This window comes from Pseudomonas serbica (genome assembly GCF_028823535.1).
GTDB classification, from domain to species: Bacteria; Pseudomonadota; Gammaproteobacteria; order Pseudomonadales; family Pseudomonadaceae; genus Aquipseudomonas; species Aquipseudomonas serbica.
Genome location: NZ_JAQIYM010000005.1, coordinates 360,836 through 379,118, shown reverse-complemented (window position 1 = coordinate 379,118; position 18,283 = coordinate 360,836). Strand labels below are relative to the sequence as shown.

General features: G+C 60.8%; 20 protein-coding genes. 8 read left to right on the top strand and 12 right to left on the bottom strand.

All coding sequences use genetic code 11. From position 1 onward, the window contains the following. Nucleotides 1–37 precede the first annotated feature (37 nt). The 6 genes from NQL71_RS10775 to NQL71_RS10750 form a co-directional block, all read right to left on the bottom strand. Nucleotides 38–1,381 (bottom strand): sensor histidine kinase, encoded by a 1,344-nt coding sequence (locus NQL71_RS10775; RefSeq protein ID WP_248686373.1) that lies wholly within the window; start codon nucleotides 1,379–1,381, stop codon nucleotides 38–40. Nucleotides 1,382–1,461: 80 nt separating this feature from the next. Further along, the gene (locus NQL71_RS10770) at nucleotides 1,462–1,920 is read right to left on the bottom strand and encodes a Spy/CpxP family protein refolding chaperone (RefSeq protein WP_274642625.1); all 459 of its coding nucleotides are present in this window, start codon (nucleotides 1,918–1,920) and stop codon (nucleotides 1,462–1,464) included. Between the two features lie 215 nt (nucleotides 1,921–2,135). Beyond that, nucleotides 2,136–2,813, bottom strand: a complete 678-nt coding sequence (locus NQL71_RS10765; protein ID WP_046816869.1) for a response regulator transcription factor — start codon at nucleotides 2,811–2,813, stop codon at nucleotides 2,136–2,138. 7 nt (nucleotides 2,814–2,820) lie between these two features. Continuing rightward, the gene (locus tag NQL71_RS10760; RefSeq protein WP_077184097.1) at nucleotides 2,821–3,234 is read right to left on the bottom strand and encodes an SH3 domain-containing protein; all 414 of its coding nucleotides are present in this window, start codon (nucleotides 3,232–3,234) and stop codon (nucleotides 2,821–2,823) included. Nucleotides 3,235–3,344: 110 nt separating this feature from the next. After that, the gene (locus tag NQL71_RS10755) at nucleotides 3,345–3,644 is read right to left on the bottom strand and encodes a YciI family protein (protein WP_274642624.1); all 300 of its coding nucleotides are present in this window, start codon (nucleotides 3,642–3,644) and stop codon (nucleotides 3,345–3,347) included. Between the two features lies 1 nt (nucleotide 3,645). Next, nucleotides 3,646–4,242 (bottom strand): septation protein A, encoded by a 597-nt coding sequence (locus NQL71_RS10750; RefSeq protein WP_033041940.1) that lies wholly within the window; start codon nucleotides 4,240–4,242, stop codon nucleotides 3,646–3,648. 87 nt (nucleotides 4,243–4,329) lie between these two features. Between NQL71_RS10750 and NQL71_RS10745 the strand changes: the two genes are divergently transcribed. The 7 genes from NQL71_RS10745 to arfB all read left to right on the top strand — a co-directional run bounded on the left by NQL71_RS10745 (nucleotide 4,330) and on the right by arfB (nucleotide 11,836). Beyond that, the gene (locus NQL71_RS10745; RefSeq protein WP_046816872.1) at nucleotides 4,330–5,193 is read left to right on the top strand and encodes a PHP domain-containing protein; all 864 of its coding nucleotides are present in this window, start codon (nucleotides 4,330–4,332) and stop codon (nucleotides 5,191–5,193) included. Between the two features lie 13 nt (nucleotides 5,194–5,206). Beyond that, the gene (locus NQL71_RS10740; RefSeq protein WP_046816873.1) at nucleotides 5,207–5,836 is read left to right on the top strand and encodes an L-threonylcarbamoyladenylate synthase; all 630 of its coding nucleotides are present in this window, start codon (nucleotides 5,207–5,209) and stop codon (nucleotides 5,834–5,836) included. Next, on the top strand, nucleotides 5,837–6,655 hold the full coding sequence (locus NQL71_RS10735) for a segregation and condensation protein A (protein ID WP_046816874.1): 819 nt from the start codon (nucleotides 5,837–5,839) through the stop codon (nucleotides 6,653–6,655). Nucleotides 6,656–6,666: 11 nt separating this feature from the next. Continuing rightward, nucleotides 6,667–7,626 carry an SMC-Scp complex subunit ScpB gene (gene scpB, locus NQL71_RS10730; protein WP_046816875.1) on the top strand — a complete coding sequence of 320 codons (960 nt, stop codon included), beginning with the start codon at nucleotides 6,667–6,669 and terminating at the stop codon, nucleotides 7,624–7,626. A 207-nt stretch (nucleotides 7,627–7,833) separates the two neighbouring features. Beyond that, entirely contained in the window at nucleotides 7,834–9,054 is a 1,221-nt protein-coding gene (gene rluB, locus NQL71_RS10725) for a 23S rRNA pseudouridine(2605) synthase RluB (protein WP_077184093.1), read from the top strand. Nucleotides 9,055–9,907: 853 nt separating this feature from the next. Next, on the top strand, nucleotides 9,908–11,320 hold the full coding sequence (locus tag NQL71_RS10720) for an amino acid permease (protein WP_046816877.1): 1,413 nt from the start codon (nucleotides 9,908–9,910) through the stop codon (nucleotides 11,318–11,320). Between the two features lie 102 nt (nucleotides 11,321–11,422). Then, nucleotides 11,423–11,836 (top strand): alternative ribosome rescue aminoacyl-tRNA hydrolase ArfB, encoded by a 414-nt coding sequence (gene arfB / locus NQL71_RS10715; RefSeq protein WP_008055510.1) that lies wholly within the window; start codon nucleotides 11,423–11,425, stop codon nucleotides 11,834–11,836. On the opposite strand, the gene NQL71_RS10710 is transcribed toward arfB, so the two are convergent. The 6 genes from NQL71_RS10710 to phhA all read right to left on the bottom strand — a co-directional run bounded on the left by NQL71_RS10710 (nucleotide 11,833) and on the right by phhA (nucleotide 16,245). Continuing rightward, nucleotides 11,833–13,032 carry an MFS transporter gene (locus tag NQL71_RS10710; RefSeq protein WP_046816878.1) on the bottom strand — a complete coding sequence of 400 codons (1,200 nt, stop codon included), beginning with the start codon at nucleotides 13,030–13,032 and terminating at the stop codon, nucleotides 11,833–11,835. The two genes, arfB and NQL71_RS10710, sit on opposite strands and share 4 nt — an antisense overlap. A 101-nt stretch (nucleotides 13,033–13,133) precedes the next feature. Further along, the gene (locus NQL71_RS10705) at nucleotides 13,134–13,319 is read right to left on the bottom strand and encodes a hypothetical protein (protein ID WP_166619992.1); all 186 of its coding nucleotides are present in this window, start codon (nucleotides 13,317–13,319) and stop codon (nucleotides 13,134–13,136) included. A gap of 71 nt (nucleotides 13,320–13,390) precedes the next feature. Beyond that, nucleotides 13,391–13,522: a hypothetical protein gene (locus NQL71_RS10700; protein ID WP_015096286.1), complete on the bottom strand. Its 132-nt coding sequence runs from the start codon at nucleotides 13,520–13,522 to the stop codon at nucleotides 13,391–13,393. A gap of 276 nt (nucleotides 13,523–13,798) precedes the next feature. Next, nucleotides 13,799–14,992, bottom strand: a complete 1,194-nt coding sequence (locus NQL71_RS10695) for an amino acid aminotransferase (RefSeq protein ID WP_425520680.1) — start codon at nucleotides 14,990–14,992, stop codon at nucleotides 13,799–13,801. Continuing rightward, nucleotides 14,992–15,348, bottom strand: coding sequence for a 4a-hydroxytetrahydrobiopterin dehydratase (locus tag NQL71_RS10690; RefSeq protein WP_046816880.1), 357 nt, complete (start codon nucleotides 15,346–15,348; stop codon nucleotides 14,992–14,994). The genes NQL71_RS10695 and NQL71_RS10690 overlap by 1 nt, the downstream gene beginning before the upstream one ends. A gap of 105 nt (nucleotides 15,349–15,453) precedes the next feature. Continuing rightward, nucleotides 15,454–16,245, bottom strand: coding sequence for a phenylalanine 4-monooxygenase (phhA, locus tag NQL71_RS10685; RefSeq protein WP_046816881.1), 792 nt, complete (start codon nucleotides 16,243–16,245; stop codon nucleotides 15,454–15,456). A 308-nt stretch (nucleotides 16,246–16,553) separates the two neighbouring features. Here phhA and NQL71_RS10680 point away from each other — a divergent pair, with 308 nt between their 5' ends. Beyond that, nucleotides 16,554–18,113 (top strand): sigma-54-dependent phenylalanine hydroxylase transcriptional regulator PhhR, encoded by a 1,560-nt coding sequence (locus tag NQL71_RS10680; protein ID WP_020796934.1) that lies wholly within the window; start codon nucleotides 16,554–16,556, stop codon nucleotides 18,111–18,113. The last annotated feature ends 170 nt before the right edge of the window (nucleotides 18,114–18,283 follow it).

Here is an 18,283-nt window from a genome sequence, read left to right as displayed (position 1 = left end):
AATGGATCTGTGCCGTTCATATAGTTTGGGGGTTGCCTCAGGGTTGAACTACTGCTCCTGGGGCGAGAGGAAACTCCAGGGTGGCAATGAACCCACCCTCCGGGTGATTGGCCAGCACCAGGCTTCCGCCATGCCGTTCCGCCGCACGGCGCGCAATCGCCAGTCCCAGGCCATGCCCGGCCGCCGTCTGCCCGGGCGCGCGATAGAACGGCTCGCCCAGCTGGCGCAAATGTTCAGCCTCTGCCCCCGGCCCATGGTCACGCACGGTCACCACAATCCGGTCCCCTTGGCGCAAGGCCTGCATTTCAATCGGCAGACCGCCCGCCGGGTTGAAGCGCTGGGCGTTGCGCAGCAGATTGTCCACGGCGCGTTCGATCATGGTTGGCCAACCCTTGAGGGTCAGCTGTGACTCGGCTTCCAGGTGCACGAGCTGATCAGGTGAACCCAGTTGTGCATCTTTCTGCAGGGTCGTGAGCAGCGCGTTGAGATCCACGTCTTCGGCGCTGGCGTTATCGGCATCGACCCGCGCCAGCACGAGGATTTCGCTGATCAGCGCTTCGAGACGATCGCATTCGCGGGTGAGGCGCGGCCAGAGTTTTTCCCGTTCCTCAGGGCTGGCCCGCTCGGCCAAAGCCAGCGCGATACGCAGCCGGGCAAGCGGGGACCGCAGTTCGTGGGACACATCGCGCAGCAATTGTCGTTGACTGCCGATCAGGCTTTGCAGGCGCGCACCCATGCGGTTGAAGTCGTTGGCCAGGACGCCGAATTCATCGCGGCGGTTGGCCAGTTTTACCAGGCTGTTCTGTTGGTAGGTGGTTTGTCCCAGGTCATGCACTGCGCCGCGTAAACGGCTGAGCGGGCGGGTGATGGAAAGGGTCACCAGCAGGCTGAACAGGGTCAGTACCACCAAGGCGATCCCCAACGCACTCAATGGCCAGAGCAGGCTTTCACGGTGCCAGGCGTCGAGTTCCGGATGGGGAATCCGGTAGATGAACAAGTAGGTGTCACCGCTTTTGTCGCTGGTGAATTCATCGGTCAGGCGCCGCCAGGGCAGGCGACGGTCATCGTTGTTCTGCCGCGCTTCAAAGGCAGCCGCGCGCCGTGGGAAGGTGCCGCGCACCACCGGGTCGCCGCTCTCGTTGAGCACCTGGACGTCGATGTGATATTGGCGCTTGCGTTGTTGCAGGATGTCCTGGGCCGCGTCTTCGCCTTGGGATTCGTAGGTCTGCGTCCATTGCTCGGCCAGGGTATTGAGGCCCGGATGGCGGCTGAGTATCCACGTATCCTGATTGAGCATGTGCCCGAGCAGAATGGAAAACCCTGCAACCAGGGCGATGGCCAGCCAGAAGCTGGCCAGGATCCGCCAGAACAATGAGCGCACAGAAATCCCTCAAAACAAACACAGACCATCAAAATGACCAGGCCCAACGGTGTTCAGCCGTTGGGCCTGGGGTTAGCACATTATTGCGCATTTTGTGCCTGTTGCGCTTTCCACGCCTTGAACTCGGCCCACTCGGCGCGACGTTCAGCCTGTTTTTTCTGGATCTCGTCGAATTTCTTCTGTTGATCCGGCTTCAGCAAGGCGCGCACGTCTGCTTCGGCTTTCTTGTGGTTGGCGGCCATTTCATCCTTCATGGCTTTCTGGTCGGCTGGCGAGAGTTTTTCCAGGTACTTGTCGACCACTTGCTTCCGCTCGTGCATCTGCTCGCCCATGATCTTGCGGATCTGCTCGCGCTGCTCGCGGCTCAGGTCCAGTTGACTGTACGGGCCTTTGCCGTGCATGCCGTGCATGCCGTGCATCTGACCACCGTGACGCGAGCCGTCCATCGGCCCATCCATCGGGCCTGTGCCTTCAGGCATGGCCATGGCAACGGTTGGCAGGGCGGCGGCGAACATCAGAGCGATAAGGGTCTTGCGCATGGTGAATCTCCTTGTCTCATTCCCGGTACGTTCCGGATGAGTTCAGATTACGCAGATCAAGGTCAGCGGCGGTCAGCGGTAGGTAAAGCTTGGGTAAAGATGGTTTTATCACTACCTGACAAAACCACTTCCTGTAGGAGCCCGGCTTGCCGGTGATGGCGTCCTCGAGATCGTCATCGCCGGCAAGCCGGGCTCCTACAGGGGGATGTCTGGAATCAGAGGCTGTAGTAGTAGCCGCGGCTGCGCAGCGCCACGATGCGCGGGCGGCCATCAGGATGCGGGCCGATCTTTTTGCGCAGGTTGCTCACGTGCATGTCGAGGCTGCGGTCGTACAGGGTCAGCTTGCGGCCGAGGGCGATTTGCGCCAGTTCCTGTTTGTCCAGCGGCTCGCCGGGCTGCTTGAGCAGGGCTTCGAGCAGGCGGCTTTCGGAAACCGTCAGGGTGAACTCCTGTTCATCGATGCTGACCACACCGCGCACCGGGCTGAAACACAGGTCGCCCAGCTCGATCTGGCTGGACGTCGGCGCCGGATGGCTGCGGCGCAGCACGGCGCGCAGACGGGCCGTCAGTTCCCGCGGGTCGCAGGGTTTGGCCAGATAGTCGTCGGCACCGAGCTCCAGACCAAGGATGCGGTCCAGGGGTTCGCCGCGGGCTGAAAGCATCAGCACCGGCAAGTCCGGATGATCGCTGCGCAGCTGCTTGAGCAGTTCCAGGCCGCTTCCGTCCGGCAACATTACGTCCAGCACCACGGCGGCCGGGGAGGTTTGCGCCAGTGCGCGACGGGCGCTCTGGCCATCGTGGCAGGCGCGCACCTGAAATCCTTCCTGGCTCAGCCAGCTGCTCAAGAGCTCGCACAGCTCCTGGTCATCATCAATTAGTAACAGCTCGCTCATGGATCACTCAATTTAGCCATTGTCGACGTTTTCGCCTCGCACCACTGGCGAAGATACCGCAGAGCAGGGCCAATAGCGCCACCCCGGCGCCAATGACGAACCACTGTTGCTGATCGGTCAACCAGCGCGGGATCGAACTGCCGGCCTGTACTTCCCGAAGTTGCAGCTTGAGTCGCTGATTCTCCTGGCGCAACCGGACCAGCTGGACGCTTTCGCGTTCGCCATCGGCACTGTTCAGTTGTTTGCTCAGTTCTTCTCGCTGCCGCTCGCTTTCCTTCAAGCGTTGCTGCAATTCATTGATCTGACTGCCGGCGCTCAAGGACAGCGGCGTGGAGTTCGCGCCATCGACGGCTTCTTCACCGTGGGCGGGCGCCACGATCGACAACGTCACCAACATCAGACACAGCGGACCTTTGCGCATCGCGACTCCTGATTCCAATACGGATATTGGGGAGTTTGTCGGCAGGCAAAGGAGAATAATGAGCGATTGAGAACGCGATGAACCGATAAGGTTCACCGCGCAAAGGGGCGTTACGGAAGGACTTGCTTGAAAGGCTTGACCACAACGTTGGCGTAGACGCCTGCGGCGATGTACGGGTCAGTGTCGGCCCAGGCCTGTGCGGCGCCCAGGGAGTCGAATTCGGCGACGATCAGGCTGCCGGTGAAACCCGCTGCCCCCGGATCATTGCTGTCGACCGCCGGATGCGGGCCGGCCAACACGATCCGGCCTTCACCCTTGAGTACTTGCAGGCGCTCAAGGTGCGCAGGCCGAGCGGCCAGGCGGGCTTCCAGGGAGTTGGCGACGTCTGTGGCAATGATTGCGTAAAGCATGTCAGTCCTCGGTTTTCGGCGTTGTGGTATCGGCGTCGTGCAGGTGGCGGGACAGGTAGATGCCCTGGCCGACCAGGAACAGCAAAGTCATGCCCAGGCTGCCGAAGACCTTGAAGTCGACCCAGTAGCTCTGGAACGTGAACGCGACGAACAGGTTGGCGGCACCGCAAAACAGGAAAAATGCGATCCAGGCGATGTTCAGGCGCGTCCAGACCGGTTCCGGCAGGGTGAGTGCGTGGCCCATGATGCGCTTGATCAGCAGTTGGTCGCCGATGAAGTGACTGCCGATGAACGCCAGGGCGAACAGCCAGTTGACCACCGGGGCTTTCCATTTCAGGAAGGTTTCGCTGTGGAAGGCCAGGGTCAGGCTGCCGAAGACCAGGCAGGCGATGAGGGTCAGCCACTGGCTCTTCTCCAGCTTGCGCTGTTTGATGAACAGCGTGCCGTAGACCACCAGGGAGCTGATGATCAGCATCGCGGTGGCGCTGTAGATACCGCCGACAGTGACCTCGTGGCCGGCAATGTCGACGACCCGAGGATCGATCTTGAAGACGATGAAAAACAGCAGGAGCGGGATGAAATCGATGAATTGTTTCACAGTGGCAGCCAGAAGCAGGATGTGGCGGCATAATAACAAACATATGGGCGCGCGATAGCGCCAGCTGATTTGAGGTTACAAAGCCCTGTGAATGTTGATTTGCACTGCCATAGCACGGCCTCCGATGGCGCCCTGGCGCCTGCGGTTCTGGTTGCGCGTGCGTTCGAGAAAGGCGTGCGAGTCCTGGCCTTGACCGATCACGACACCCTTGAAGGCCTCGACGAGGCCCGTCACGCCGCGCATGCGCTGGGGATGCAGCTGGTCAACGGCGTCGAATTATCCTGCACCTGGGGCGGCGCGACCATTCACGTGCTGGGCTATGGCTTCGACGTCAATGCCGCGCCGTTGGTCGAGGCGATTGCCAAATTGCGCGATGGCCGCTGGCTACGATCCGAGGAAATCAGCCGCAAACTGGCACTCAAAGGCATGCCGGGTGCGCTGGAAGGCGCCCGGGAAGTCCAGCAGACCCTGGGTGACAGCGGCAACGCACCGGCCCGTCCGCACTTCGCGGACTGGATGGTGCGCGAAGGTTTCGTCAAGGATCGCGCTGAAGCATTCCGCAAATGGCTGGGCGCCGGCAAGCTGGGCGACGTCAAGCAACACTGGCCGACCCTGGAAGAAACCGTCGAAACCCTGCGCGCGGCCAAGGCCTGGGTCAGTCTGGCCCACCCCTGGCATTACGAATTCACTCGCAGCAAGCGCCGCCGCCTGATTGCCGACTATATTCAAGCAGGGGGCCATGCGATCGAGGTGGTCAATGGCCATCAGCCTGCCGAGCAAGTGGGCAGCCTGGCCATTCTGGCCCGCGAGTTTGGTCTGCTGGTCAGCGCCGGCAGTGATTTTCATGGCCCTGGAGGCTGGTCCGAGATCGGCGAATATCGCCCGCTTCCGGAGGATCTGCCACCACTGTGGTGTCGATTCAAACATGACCCAAATATTGCCGTCGTCTGAACAGGTAGAGAATGTGAGTCAATTTTTCCAGATTCATCCGGAAAACCCGCAAGCGCGCCTGATCAAGCAGGCTGTCGAGATCATTCGCAAAGGCGGGGTGGTGATTTATCCCACGGACTCCTCCTACGCCATTGGTTGCCAGATCGGCGACAAGGTTGCCGTGGAGCGCGTTCGGCGTCTGCGCCAGCTCGACGAAAAGCACAACTTTGCGCTGATCTGCAGTGATCTGTCGCAGCTGGGGCTGTTCGCCAAGATCGACACTGGCACTTTCCGCATTCTCAAGGCTCATCTTCCGGGGCCCTACACCTTCATCCTCAATGCCACCCGCGAAGTCCCGCGCCTGCTGCTGCATCCGAAAAAACGCACCATCGGCCTGCGGGTACCGAGCCATCCGATTGCCCTGGCGCTGCTCGAAGAGCTGGGTGAACCGCTGATGAGCGTGACGCTGATCATGCCGGGCGACGAGGATCCTTTGACCGATCCGTATGAAATGCGCCAATTGCTCGAGCATCAGGTCGACCTGATCATCGACGGCGGTTTCGGCGGGATCAAGGCTTCCACGGTGATCAACCTCGCCGACGGCGAGCCGGAAGTGATCCGTGTCGGTTGCGGCGACCCTGCGCCGTTCATGGTCGAGGCCTAGATGTCCGCAGTGGAAGCCGTCGACAGTCAGGCCGGAGCCCAGCAAGAGCTGCCTTTCGCCATGGTCTATGGCCAGGCGGTCATGGAAATGCCGCTGGACCTGTACATCCCGCCGGATGCGCTGGAAGTCTTTCTCGAAGCCTTCGAAGGCCCCCTCGATCTGCTCCTGTACCTGATCCGCAAACAGAACATCAATATCCTCGACATCCCGGTAGCGGAAATCACCCGTCAGTACATGGGGTATGTCGAATTGATGCAGTCGGTGCGCCTGGAACTGGCCGCCGAATACCTGGTGATGGCCGCGATGCTGGCCGAAATCAAGTCGCGGATGCTGCTGCCGCGGGCCGAAACCGTCGAGGACGAGGAAGAAGACCCGCGCGCCGAACTGATCCGTCGCTTGCAGGAATACGAGCGCTTCAAGGCTGCCGCCGAAGGCATCGATGGCCTGAGCCGGGTCGGTCGCGACGTGGTGGTGCCCAAGCTGGATGCCCCGGAGGCCCGGGCGCGCAAACTGTTGCCGGATGTGCGCCTGTCCGAGATTCTGCTGTCCATGGCCGAGGTGCTGCGCCGCGGCGACATGTTCGAAAGCCACCAGGTCAGCCGCGAGGCGCTGTCCACCCGTGAACGCATGAGCGACGTGCTGGAACGGCTCAAGGGCGGCGGTTTCGTGCCGTTTGTCGAGCTGTTCACCGCCGAGGAAGGGCGCCTGGGGGTTGTCGTGACTTTCATGGCGATCCTCGAGCTGGTCAAGGAATCCTTGGTCGAGCTGGTGCAAAATGAGCCGTTCGCCGCGATCCACGTCCGAGCAAGAGCCGAATAACGAGTCCAATCATGAACCTGAGTGAACCCCGCGAGCTGGCGCCACTGCTCGAAGCCTTTCTGTTGGCCTCCGGAAAACCGCAATCCCTGGAGCGCCTGTTCGAGCTCTTCGAAGAGGCTGAGCGCCCGGAACCGGCGGTCTTCAAGAAAGCCCTGACCCTCCTGGGCAAGTCCTGCGATGGCCGTGCGTACGAGTTGAAGGAGGTCGCTTCCGGCTATCGCCTGCAGATCCGTGAAAAATTCTCCCCGTGGGTGGGGCGTCTTTGGGAAGAACGGCCGCAGCGCTACTCGCGTGCCATGCTCGAAACCATTGCCTTGATCGCCTATCGCCAACCGATCACCCGGGGCGAGATCGAAGACGTGCGGGGCGTGGCGGTCAACAGCCAGATCGTCAAGACGCTGATGGAGCGCGAGTGGATCCGCATCGTCGGTTACCGCGACGTTCCGGGCAAGCCAGCGATGTTCGCCACCACCAAGGCGTTTCTCGATCACTTCAACCTGAAGAACCTGGATGACCTGCCGCCGCTGGCCGAGGTGCGCGAGCTGGAGCCGGATCCAGTGCTCGATTTCGACGACGCACCGGTACCCGCCGGGCTGCAGGAACTGGCCGACGCCAGCGCCGAGCCGGAAGAGCCCAAGGAAGAGACCAGTTTCCATACGCTGTTGCTGGAGCTGGACAGCATGGAGGAGGGGATCAAGACTGATTTCGACGATTTGTTGCGTGATGGTGAGCTGCCGGCGATCGATCAGGAGCAGCCTGACGTTGAAGCGGAGCAGGTGGATTTGCCGGTTGAGCCTGAACCCGAGGAGGAAGAGGACATCCTCGGTGTTGCCGAGGCCCGGGAAAAACTCCTGGCCGCCGTTGCTGCCCTCGAACAACCGAAACCCGAGCCGGAGTTGTCCGACGAAGAAGCCGAAGCCCTGGCCCTGGCCGAAGCCATCGAGGCCGAACGCCGCGAATTCGACGACTGACGCAGTTCCAATGTGGGAGCGAGCAAGCCCGCTCCCACAGGGGGAATGTGTTCACAGTGGATCACCGGCCGGCGGAAAAAGAAATAACCTTGCGTTGATCAGCTAGTCTCTGATGCGCAAACGCCCACATGCGCGTATGATTCGCGACCCTTCGGCGATCCCTTCGCTCAAGTACCCAGTTTTCAGAACACACCGGGAGGTGCCCAGATGAGTATCAAAGACCAGAAAGACGACCAGGAAATCGGCCCAGCAGGCGAAAAGCTGCAGAAAGTCCTCGCCCGTATCGGCGTCGGCTCGCGCCGTGACGTGGAAGCCTGGATCAGCCACGGCCGAATCAAGGTCAACGGCAAAGACGCCACCCTTGGCCAGCGCGTTGACATGCATGACGCCATCACCATCGATGGCAAGGTAATCAAGCGTGAAGAGGCTGCCGAGTCGGTCCGCCGCGTGATCATGTACAACAAGCCTGACGGCGAGATCTGCACCCGTGTCGACCCGGAAGGTCGCCCGACCGTGTTCGACAAGATGCCAAAGCCGAAAGAAGGCCGCTGGATCAACATCGGTCGTCTCGACATCAACACCACCGGTCTGTTGATGTTCACCACTGACGGTGAACTGGCCAACCGCCTGATGCACCCTTCCTACGAAATGGACCGTGAATACGCGGTACGTGTGCGTGGCGAAGTCGATGACGAGATGATCGAGCGTCTGAAAGCCGGCGTGGTCCTCGAAGACGGCCCGGCCAAGTTCACCGACATCAAGCAGGCGCCAGGTGGCGAAGGTTTCAACCACTGGTATCACTGCGTGGTGATGGAAGGTCGCAACCGCGAAGTTCGTCGCCTGTGGGAATCCCAGGGCCTGGTGGTCAGCCGCTTGAAGCGCGTGCGTTTCGGTCCGGTGTTCCTCAACTCCGACCTGCCGATGGGCCGCTGGCGCGAAATGAGCCAGTACGAAGTCGACATCCTGAGTGCCGAGGTCGGCCTGACGCCGGTCGCGATGCCGCAGATGAACGCCAAGAGCAAGGACAAGCTTGAGCGGATGCAGCGTAAGTCGTCGCGTCCAATGGCCAAGACCGAGCGCGTACGGACCCTGCGTCCGGCCACTGGCGCAGCCGCCGCTCCGGCCGCACCGCGTGCCAGCCGCGAGCCGCAGATCGAAGGCGAGCGCCCGGCACGCAAGCCAGCCGCCCGTCAGGACGGTGAGCGCGGTCCGCGCACGCCGCGTCCGGCCAATGGCCGTACCGAGCGTGGCGAAGGCCGTGGTACCCCGGTAGCCGATCGTCCGGCCGACACCAAGCGTCCGGCCAAGCCGGCGCCGAAGCGTCCTGGAATCAAGCTGGTCGACGGTGATACGCCATCGGGCAAGCGCCGTGGCGCACCGGCGGGTTCCGGTCAGCGTCCGGGCTTTGGTCGTCGCAAGCCTGAGTAATCGGTAAGCGCTTCACGAAAAACGCCAACCTTCGGGTTGGCGTTTTTTTTCGTGCCTGATTTTAGCCCTGTGGTGTTTTTGAGGACGCCTTCGCGAGCAAGCCCGCTCCCACAAGGGATCGCATTTCCGTGGAACAACGCAGGCTCCTGTGGGAGCGAGCCTGCTCGCGAAAGCGTCAGTCCAGCAGGTAGATGCCCAAAGTGGAAAGCCAAAATGACAGGCTGTAAAGAAAACATGACGAAATCCCAGGGTTAACCCCGTGAAATCGTCTTTCTTTTGATCCCGTAAGAAAATTCTTACGCTCCATTCCTTCTGCTCCTTCCCCCAACGCTCTAGCCCGCTTGTTTCCCGACCCCATGCAAGGTGTCATGCGCGCCATGCCTGTCGTGCAGGTGCATAACAAAAAGGAGGCGCAATGAACGCCGCAATCCATTTTCAGCTCTCATCGCGGGCCGGTGTTTCTACCGTCCCGGTCCTGGACCTGCAAAGGTCTGACCTCCTTTTTGCTGCCGCCCGACCCCATCGAGGCGGACACACGCAATCCCGGCTACCGACACGCTGATCCAGCGGGGTCTGGCAACAGGGGGTTACAGGTGTACAATGCGCCGCGTTTTACCTGTGACCTCCTGCGCAAATGCGCAAACCTCAAGGCTATCCGCCTTGTTCACTCCGCCGCGTCACAAGCGCGTCGGGTTCGATTTCGTCACAGATAAAAACAAACAGGTGACGCATGACCGTTGTAAATACGCTGAACTCCTGGTGCCTGCGCTGGGGTTTGATCGGCGCTGCTTAACCTCTGTCCTGAGCAGCAACGCCTACTGAACATCATCAAACCTTGCGTGAGACCCTTTTCATGAGTGGACAAAACTCGCATTCGGGCGAGCTGAAACGCGGCCTGAAAAATCGCCACATTCAACTGATTGCCCTCGGTGGCGCGATCGGTACCGGTCTGTTCCTCGGCTCGGCCGGAGTGCTGAAATCCGCCGGGCCGTCGATGATCCTCGGCTATGCCATTTGCGGCTTCATTGCCTTCATGATCATGCGCCAGCTGGGCGAAATGATCGTCGAAGACCCGGTGGCTGGCTCCTTCAGCCATTTCGCGCACAAGTACTGGGGCGGCTTTGCCGGCTTCCTGTCGGGCTGGAACTGCTGGATCCTGTACATCCTGGTCGGCATGTCGGAGCTGACGGCGGTCGGTAAATACATCCACTACTGGGCACCGGACATCCCGACCTGGGTCTCCGCAGCGGCCTTCTTCGTGCTGATCAACGCGATCAACCTGGCCAACGTCAAAGTCTTTGGCGAGGCCGAGTTCTGGTTCGCGATCATCAAGGTCGTGGCGATCGTCGGCATGATTGCCCTGGGCAGCTACCTGCTGGTCAGCGGCAATGGCGGCCCGCAAGCGGCGGTCAGCAACCTGTGGTCCCACGGCGGCTTCTTCCCCAACGGCGTCAACGGCCTGGTGATGGCCATGGCGTTCATCATGTTTTCCTTTGGCGGCCTGGAGATGCTCGGTTTCACCGCAGCCGAAGCCGACAAGCCGAAAACCGTGATCCCGAAAGCGATCAACCAGGTGATCTACCGGATCCTTATTTTCTACATCGGTGCCCTGGTGATCCTGCTGTCGTTGACTCCGTGGGACAGCTTGCTGGCCACCCTGAACGCCTCCGGTGATTCCTACAGCGGCAGTCCGTTCGTGCAGGTGTTCTCGATGCTGGGCAGCAACACCGCTGCGCACATCCTCAACTTCGTGGTCCTGACCGCGGCCTTGTCGGTGTACAACAGCGGCACCTACTGCAACAGCCGCATGCTGCTGGGCATGGCCGAACAGGGCGATGCGCCCAAAGCACTGGCGAAGATCGACAAGCGCGGCGTGCCGGTACGTTCGATCCTGGCCTCGGCCGCCGTGACCCTGATCGCGGTGCTGCTGAACTACCTGATCCCGCAGAACGCGCTGGAACTGCTGATGTCGCTGGTAGTGGCCACCCTGGTGATCAACTGGGCGATGATCAGCTACTCGCACTTCAAGTTCCGCCAGCACATGAACGCGACCAAACAGACGCCGCTGTTCAAGGCCTTCTGGTACCCGTACGGCAACTACATCTGCCTGGCGTTCGTGTTGTTCATTCTCGGCGTGATGTTGTTGATTCCGGGGATCCAGACTTCGGTGTACGCAATTCCGGTGTGGCTGGTGTTCATGTGGGTCTGCTACGGCATCAAGAACAAGCGCAGCGCGCAACGCGCCTTGCAGCCAGCGGTGGAGTAACTCCGCGCAGAAACGACAAACCCGGCCATGTGCCGGGTTTTTTGTGGGCAATGCAGGGCCCCTACGGGGTATTCTGGCGACTCTGAATACGGACGCTTTTCCATGCTGGTGATTTCCAACAACGTGCATCTGCCGGATGCCGAGATCGAATTGACGGCGATTCGCGCCCAGGGCGCGGGAGGGCAGAACGTCAACAAGGTCTCCAGTGCCGTGCACCTGCGCTTCGACATTCCGGCCTCGTCCTTGCCCGAGTTCTATAAGGAGCGGCTGTTGGCGCTGCGCGACAGTCGCATCACCAGCGAAGGCGTGTTGATCATCAAGGCCCAGCAATACCGTACCCAGGAGCAGAACCGCGCCGATGCGCTGGAGCGTCTGGTCGAGTTGATCCAGAGCGCCACCAAGGTCGAGAAGAAACGCCGGCCGACCAAGCCGACCCTCGGTTCGAAGACCCGACGGCTCGAGTCCAAGAGCAAGCGCGGCAACATCAAGGCGGGGCGCGGCAAGGTCGACTTTTAGCGCGAATCCCGCGCCTGGCGTTGTTTCGGTGCCTGACGGTACAGGTAGAGGCTCAACGCCAGGCCGCTCACGGCAGCGAGGGCGGCGAACAGGAAGATCGAGGCAAAGCCGAATCCTGCCGCCACCGCGCCGGCCAGCGGCCCGGTGATCCCCAGCGACAAGTCGATGAACAGCGAGTAAGCACCGACCGCTGCACCGCGACTGGAAGCCGGTACCAGGTTGACCGCTTCGACACCCAACGCCGGAAACACCAGCGAGAAACCGAAACCGCTCAATGCCGCACCTGCCAACGCCCAATGCGCGTCGGGTGCCAGCCACAACAGCAACAGGCCCAGGGTTTCCACCGACAGGCAGGCAATCGCCACGCGAAAACCGCCGAGGCGGTTGATCAGGTTGCCGAACAGCAGCCGCGCACCGATGAAGCTCGCCCCGAACAGGCTCAGGCACAACACGGCGTTGTCCCAATGTTGAGTGGCGTAATACAGGGTGATGAAGGTGGCGATGGTGCCAAAGCCGATCGAGCCCAGGGCGAGGCCGCAACCGTGGGGCAGCACCCGACCAAGCACGTGCATGAACGGCAAGCGTTCGCCGACTACGATAGGCGCCGCGGTTTTCGGCCAGGCCAGCAGCAGGCCAAGCACCGCCAGCAAGACAATGCTCACGCCCATGCTCCACAATCCCATCTGCTTGACCAACAGCACGCCCAACGGGGCACCCACGGCCAGTGCGCCGTAACTGGCAATGCCGTTCCACGAGATGACCTTGGCGGTATTCGCCGCACCGACCCGGCCGATGCCCCAGCCAATGGAGCCTGAGCCCACCAGGCTTTCGGCACTGCCGAGCACCAGGCGGCCGATCAACAAGCTGATCAGGCTGAGCATTGGCAGGCTTTCGGTCCAGGCCGAGATCAGCATGAACACACCGCTCAGGCCACAGCCGGCCAGACCATACATGACCGCCAGTTTGCTGCCCTTGTTGTCGATGATTTTCCCGGCGTAGGGGCGGCTGAGCAGGGTAGCGAGGTACTGCACGCTGATCACCAGCCCGGCGATCACGGCGCCAAAGCCCAGGTCGCTATGGACATAGCCCGGCAGTACCGCCAATGGAATGCCGATATTGAGGTAGCCGATGAAGGTAAACAGAACGATGGAAACGACTTGCAGCGTGACCGCCAGGGGGCGCTGGTTTTCAGACATGGGTAAAGGTCCACGGGAAAGCAGGGATAGATAGGCTGCTTATGATAACGGCGCGAGCGGCCGCGGGTCGTGGAAAAAGTAAAACTATTTGCCGGGCGGGATCAATCAGGCTTGGCAGGGGCTACCAGTTGCGTAGTGACCAGGGCGGCCAGGGCATTTTCTTCGCTGCCGAAGCGCGCGAGCAAAGCGGCCTGTTTTTCGGGGGGGAGGCGATTCCAGATCTCGATCATTTTCTCGGCGGTGCCGATCAGGAGATTGGCCTGGGCTTCGTTGAATTCGTCGGTCATGGGCGGTCACTGTTCAGGCGGTGTGGAAAGCGCATGTTAGCGCTTTCCACACAGTCTGTACGGCGGGTGTTTCAGTCTTCGCTGTCTGCCTGGCGGCGGTCAGTGGCTTCTTTCGGCTCGGGCTGTTGGGCGCCGGCTTGTTGCGTGGTCGTCTGCTCAGGTACGTGCAGGCTTGGGAAGGGGAGATTAGGAATCTCGTGCATGGTCGCGCTCCTCGCTAAGTCTGTTGATAGATCTGGTAGATCCGCGCTTTCAAAAAAGCCTGGGCAGGATACAGGAGTAGAAATGACAAACAGACTTTTATATCCATTTGTTTCGACGGATGGGCTTGTATATACAGGGAAATAAGAGGAGCGATGCAAAACTAACGTGGGAGCGGGCTTGCTCGCGAAAGCGGTAGATCAGTCAATATGGATGTCGACTGACATTCCGCATTCGCGAGCAAGCCCGCTCCCACAGGGATTTGCAGTGTTTGGAAGTTATTTGCAGACTTTGGCGATTGCTTCGGCCAACAGATCCAGACGCGACGCATCAATCCCCGCCACGTTCGCCCGACCCGAACTGACCATGTACACGCTATGGTTATCCCGCAGCGCTTTCACTTGCTCAGGCGTTAACCCGGTGTAGGAAAACATCCCGCGCTGCACGCCGATGTGCGCAAAACGCTCGCGCAAACCGTAGGCTTCCAGCGCTTCGAGCAAACCGCTGCGCAGTTGCGCGATACGCAGGCGCATGGTTTCCACTTCGTCGGCCCAGAGATTTTTCAATTCCGGGTCGCCGAGGATAGTCGCCACCACGGCAGCGCCGTGATCCGGCGGCGTCGACCACAAATTGCGCGCGATGTTGGCCAGTTGGCTACGGATGTCGGTCAGCTTGTCGGCGGATTTCGCGCAGACGATCAGCGCGCCGGTGCGGTCGCGGTACAGGCCGAAGTTCTTCGAGCACGAACTGGTGATCAAGACTTCCGGCAACTCGGCGGCAAACAGCCGCGTCGACCAGGCGTCCTGTTCCAGGCCATCGCCGAAGCCCTGGTAGGCAAAATCGATCAGTGGCAGCAACTCTCGCCGACGCACCACGTCCAGCACCCGGCGCCAGTCATCATGGGACAGATCGAAGCCGGTCGGGTTGTGGCAGCACGCGTGCAGCAGCACCACGTCGCCCTTGGGGGCTTGTTCGAGCGCGGCGAGCATGGCGTCGACGTCGAGACGGTTGTCGCTGCCCACGTACGGGTAGTGGCTGACCTTGACCTTGGCCGCGGCGAAAATGGTTTCGTGGATCGGCCAGGTCGGATTGCTCAGCCAGACGCCACGGCCCGGCAGGCACTGGGCAATGAAGTCCGCGCTCAAGCGGAGTGCACCGGTGCCGCCAGGGGTCTGGGTGGCACCGGCGCGCTGTTCGCTGAGCAGCGTCGAGTCGGCGCCGAGCACCAATTCGCTGATGACCTTGCCGAAGGCTGCATCGCCGTGACCGCCGATGTAGGTCTTGGTGGTCTGGCGATCCACCAGGCGCGCCTCGGCGAGTTTCACCGCCTGGGGAATGGTGGTCAGGCCCTGGGCGTCTTTATAGACACCCACGCCGAGGTCGAATTTGCGCGGGTTGGGGTCCTGCGCATAGGCCTCCATCAGGCCGAGGATCGGGTCGCCGGGCACCCGGCCGATGGCGTCGAAATGCATTATTTGCGGCCCTCGGCATCCTTGGCAACGATGTCAGTGCGCGCGGCCATGATGAAGTCGTTGCGGTGCAGGCCCTTGATCGAGTGGCTCCACCAGGTCACGGTGACTTTGCCCCACTCGGTCAGCAGGCCTGGGTGATGGCCTTCAGCCTCGGAGATTTCACCGACAGCGTTGGTGAACGCCAGGGCGTGCTTGAAGTTCTTGAACAGGAACACCTTTTCCAGCTGCATGATGCTGTCGCGAACTTCGATGTTCCAGTCGGGGATCTGCTTGATCAGGATCGGCAATTCTTCATCGCTGACCTGTGGGGCATCGGCGCGGCAGGCTTCGCAGTGGGCTTGGTTCAATGTGGACATGATGGATTCCTGAAATCGGGATAAAGGGAAATCGACCGTCAATAACACCACGCTAAAGCAAAGCGTCGGTTCCTGACAGACTCACTTGATCGAAAAAGCGGCGGTTCAGGCCGCTTTGGGCTTCGGTGGAAATTTCGGCGCGTGCAGACCCATCTGCATCGCTTGCTTGACCATGCCCATGATGTCTTCGTGGGCCAGGTCAAACAGGCGCTTGAGGTTCGGCAGAACGAAATACAGCGGCTGCAGGATGTCGATGCGGTAAGGCGTGCGCATGCATTCGAGCGGGTCGAAGGCCTGATGCTCAGGCTCGTCCGACAGGCAATACACGGTTTCTTTCGGTGAAGACAGGATGCCGCCACCGTAGATGCGTTGGCCTTGGGGGGTGTCGAGCAGGCCGAATTCGATGGTCATCCAGTACAGGCGCGCCAGGTACACACGCTCTTCCTTGGACGCCTGCAGGCCGAGCTTGCCGTAGGTGTGGGTGAATTCAGCGAACCAGGGGTTGGTCAGCAATGGGCAGTGGCCGAAGATCTCGTGGAAAATGTCCGGCTCTTGCAGGTAGTCCAGTTCTTCGCGGGTACGAATGAACGTTGCCACCGGAAACTGCTTGCTGGCGAGCAATTCGAAAAAGGTCTGGAAGGGGATCAGCGCCGGAACGCGAGCGACTTGCCAGCCGGTGGTTTCACCGAGGACCTTGTTGATCTCGCCCAGTTGCGGAATGCGGTCGTGGGGCAGACCGAGTTTTTCGATGCCGTCCAGGTATTCCTGGCACGCACGCCCTTCGATCACTTTCAGTTGGCGAGTGATCAGCGTGTTCCACACTGCATGTTCTTCAGCGGTGTAGTCGATAAAACCATGCGCATCGGGCTCGCGAGCCACGTATTGCGTCTGCTTCATGCTGCTCTCCTGCTAGGGGATTCGTTCTTGTTATGTGCTGCTATGGACCTAGGAATACCCCATCAATTGCAGCGTTGCAGCAGGTGAGCGGCGTCCCTCGCATGAAAAATCCTGCAAAACCGTAAAGTTTTCGTTACGTATCGTCCGTCATCGCGCAGATGTTGAGATTGGCGGCTGGGAAAAGCCCTACATCTGTCACATAATCTTGACGACTATTTGAGCGCCTCCTCGGAAAAGTCGGGCGCTAACCCTGTGGGAGCCAGCAGGCTGGCTTCCACAGGTTAATCATCGTTTATCAGGTCTTTTACATGCGTATCAAAGTCCACTGCCAGAACCGCATCGGCATCCTGCGCGACATTCTCAACCTGTTGGTCGAGTACGGCATCAACGTCGCCCGCGGCGAGGTGGGTGGCGAGCATGGCAATGCCATCTACCTGCACTGTCCGAACCTGATCAACATCCAGTTCCAGGCGTTGCGTCCGAAATTCGAGGCGATTGCCGGGGTTTTCGGCGTCAAGCGCGTAGGGCTCATGCCCAGCGAGCGTCGGCACATGGAACTCAATGCGCTGCTCGGCGCGCTGGAGTTTCCGGTGCTGTCGATCGACATGGGCGGCTCCATCGTCGCGGCCAATCGTGCGGCGGCGCAGTTGCTGGGTGTGCGGGTAGATGAGGTGCCGGGCATTCCCTTGTCCCGCTATGCCGAAGATTTCGATTTGCCGGAGCTGGTGCGCGCCAACAAATCGCGGATCAACGGGCTGCGGGTCAAGGTCAAGGGCGATGTGTTCCTGGCCGACATCGCGCCCCTGCAATCGGAGCATGACGACAGCGAAGCCATGGCCGGTGCCGTGCTGACCCTGCATCGCGCCGACCGTGTGGGCGAGCGCATCTATAACGTGCGCAAGCAGGAGTTGCGCGGCTTCGACAGCATCTTTCAAAGCTCGAAGGTGATGGCGGCGGTGGTGCGCGAAGCCCGGCGCATGGCCCCGCTCGATGCACCGCTATTGATAGAAGGCGAAACCGGCACCGGTAAAGAGCTGTTGGCGCGCGCCTGCCATCTGGCCAGCCCGCGCGGACAATCGCCGCTGATGGCGCTCAACTGTGCCGGTCTGCCGGAATCCATGGCCGAGACCGAGCTATTCGGTTATGGCCCTGGCGCCTTCGAAGGCGCCCGGGCCGAGGGTAAGTTGGGGCTGTTGGAATTGACGGCGGGCGGTACGCTGTTTCTCGATGGTGTCGGGGAAATGAGCCCGCGCCTGCAGGTGAAATTGTTGCGCTTCCTGCAGGATGGTTGCTTCCGCCGCGTAGGCAGCGATGAAGAGGTGTACCTCGACGTGCGGGTGATCTGCGCAACCCAGGTTGACCTGTCCGAACTCTGCGCCCGCGGGGAGTTTCGCCAGGACCTGTATCACCGCTTGAACGTGCTGTCGTTGCACATTCCGCCGCTGCGCGAATGCCTCGACGGCTTGACCCCGCTGGTGGAGCACTTTCTCGACCAGGCCAGCCGGCAGATCGGTTGCCCGTTGCCCAAGCTCGCGCCGGCGGCCATGGATCGGCTCAGTCATTACCACTGGCCAGGCAACGTGCGGCAGTTGGAAAACGTGTTGTTCCAGGCGGTTTCCCTGTGCGATGGCGGCACGGTCAAGGCCGAGCATATTCGTCTGCCGGACTATGGCGTGCGTCAGCCGCTTGGCGATTTTTCGTTGGAGGGCGGGCTGGACGAGATTGTCGGGCGCTTCGAGAAAGCGGTGCTGGAGCGGTTGTATTCCGAGCATCCGAGCAGTCGGCAGCTGGGTAAGCGGCTGGGGGTTTCGCATACCACCATTGCCAATAAGCTGCGTGATTATGAGGTGGGCAAGACTGAGTCTTAGCTGACTTTTGTTGTGATTGTGCCGGCCTCTTCGCGAGCAAGCCCGCTCCCACAGGTTTTGTGAACGCCACAGATCACTGTGGGAGCGGGCTTGCTCGCGAAGGGGCCAGCATTGCTGGTAAGCAGGTCAAGCCTTGCCACTTACCGGCATATCACCGCCGGTTTTTCGTC

Bases quoted from the DNA above. Each gene is read 5' to 3' on its own strand.
- NQL71_RS10770 (WP_274642625.1), bottom strand. From the start codon at position 1,920: ATGCGCAAGACCCTTATCGCTCTGATGTTCGCCGCCGCCCTGCCAACC.
- NQL71_RS10765 (WP_046816869.1), bottom strand. From the start codon at position 2,813: ATGAGCGAGCTGTTACTAATTGATGATGACCAGGAGCTGTGCGAGCTC.
- NQL71_RS10760 (WP_077184097.1), bottom strand. From the start codon at position 3,234: ATGCGCAAAGGTCCGCTGTGTCTGATGTTGGTGACGTTGTCGATCGTG.
- NQL71_RS10755 (WP_274642624.1), bottom strand. From the start codon at position 3,644: ATGCTTTACGCAATCATTGCCACAGACGTCGCCAACTCCCTGGAAGCC.
- NQL71_RS10735 (WP_046816874.1), top strand. From the start codon at position 5,837: ATGTCCGCAGTGGAAGCCGTCGACAGTCAGGCCGGAGCCCAGCAAGAG.
- scpB (WP_046816875.1), top strand. From the start codon at position 6,667: ATGAACCTGAGTGAACCCCGCGAGCTGGCGCCACTGCTCGAAGCCTTT.
- rluB (WP_077184093.1), top strand. From the start codon at position 7,834: ATGAGTATCAAAGACCAGAAAGACGACCAGGAAATCGGCCCAGCAGGC.
- NQL71_RS10720 (WP_046816877.1), top strand. From the start codon at position 9,908: ATGAGTGGACAAAACTCGCATTCGGGCGAGCTGAAACGCGGCCTGAAA.
- arfB (WP_008055510.1), top strand. From the start codon at position 11,423: ATGCTGGTGATTTCCAACAACGTGCATCTGCCGGATGCCGAGATCGAA.
- NQL71_RS10710 (WP_046816878.1), bottom strand. From the start codon at position 13,032: ATGTCTGAAAACCAGCGCCCCCTGGCGGTCACGCTGCAAGTCGTTTCC.
- NQL71_RS10705 (WP_166619992.1), bottom strand. From the start codon at position 13,319: ATGACCGACGAATTCAACGAAGCCCAGGCCAATCTCCTGATCGGCACC.
- NQL71_RS10700 (WP_015096286.1), bottom strand. From the start codon at position 13,522: ATGCACGAGATTCCTAATCTCCCCTTCCCAAGCCTGCACGTACCTGAG.
- NQL71_RS10695 (WP_425520680.1), bottom strand. From the start codon at position 14,992: ATGCATTTCGACGCCATCGGCCGGGTGCCCGGCGACCCGATCCTCGGC.
- NQL71_RS10690 (WP_046816880.1), bottom strand. From the start codon at position 15,348: ATGTCCACATTGAACCAAGCCCACTGCGAAGCCTGCCGCGCCGATGCC.
- phhA (WP_046816881.1), bottom strand. From the start codon at position 16,245: ATGAAGCAGACGCAATACGTGGCTCGCGAGCCCGATGCGCATGGTTTT.
- NQL71_RS10680 (WP_020796934.1), top strand. From the start codon at position 16,554: ATGCGTATCAAAGTCCACTGCCAGAACCGCATCGGCATCCTGCGCGAC.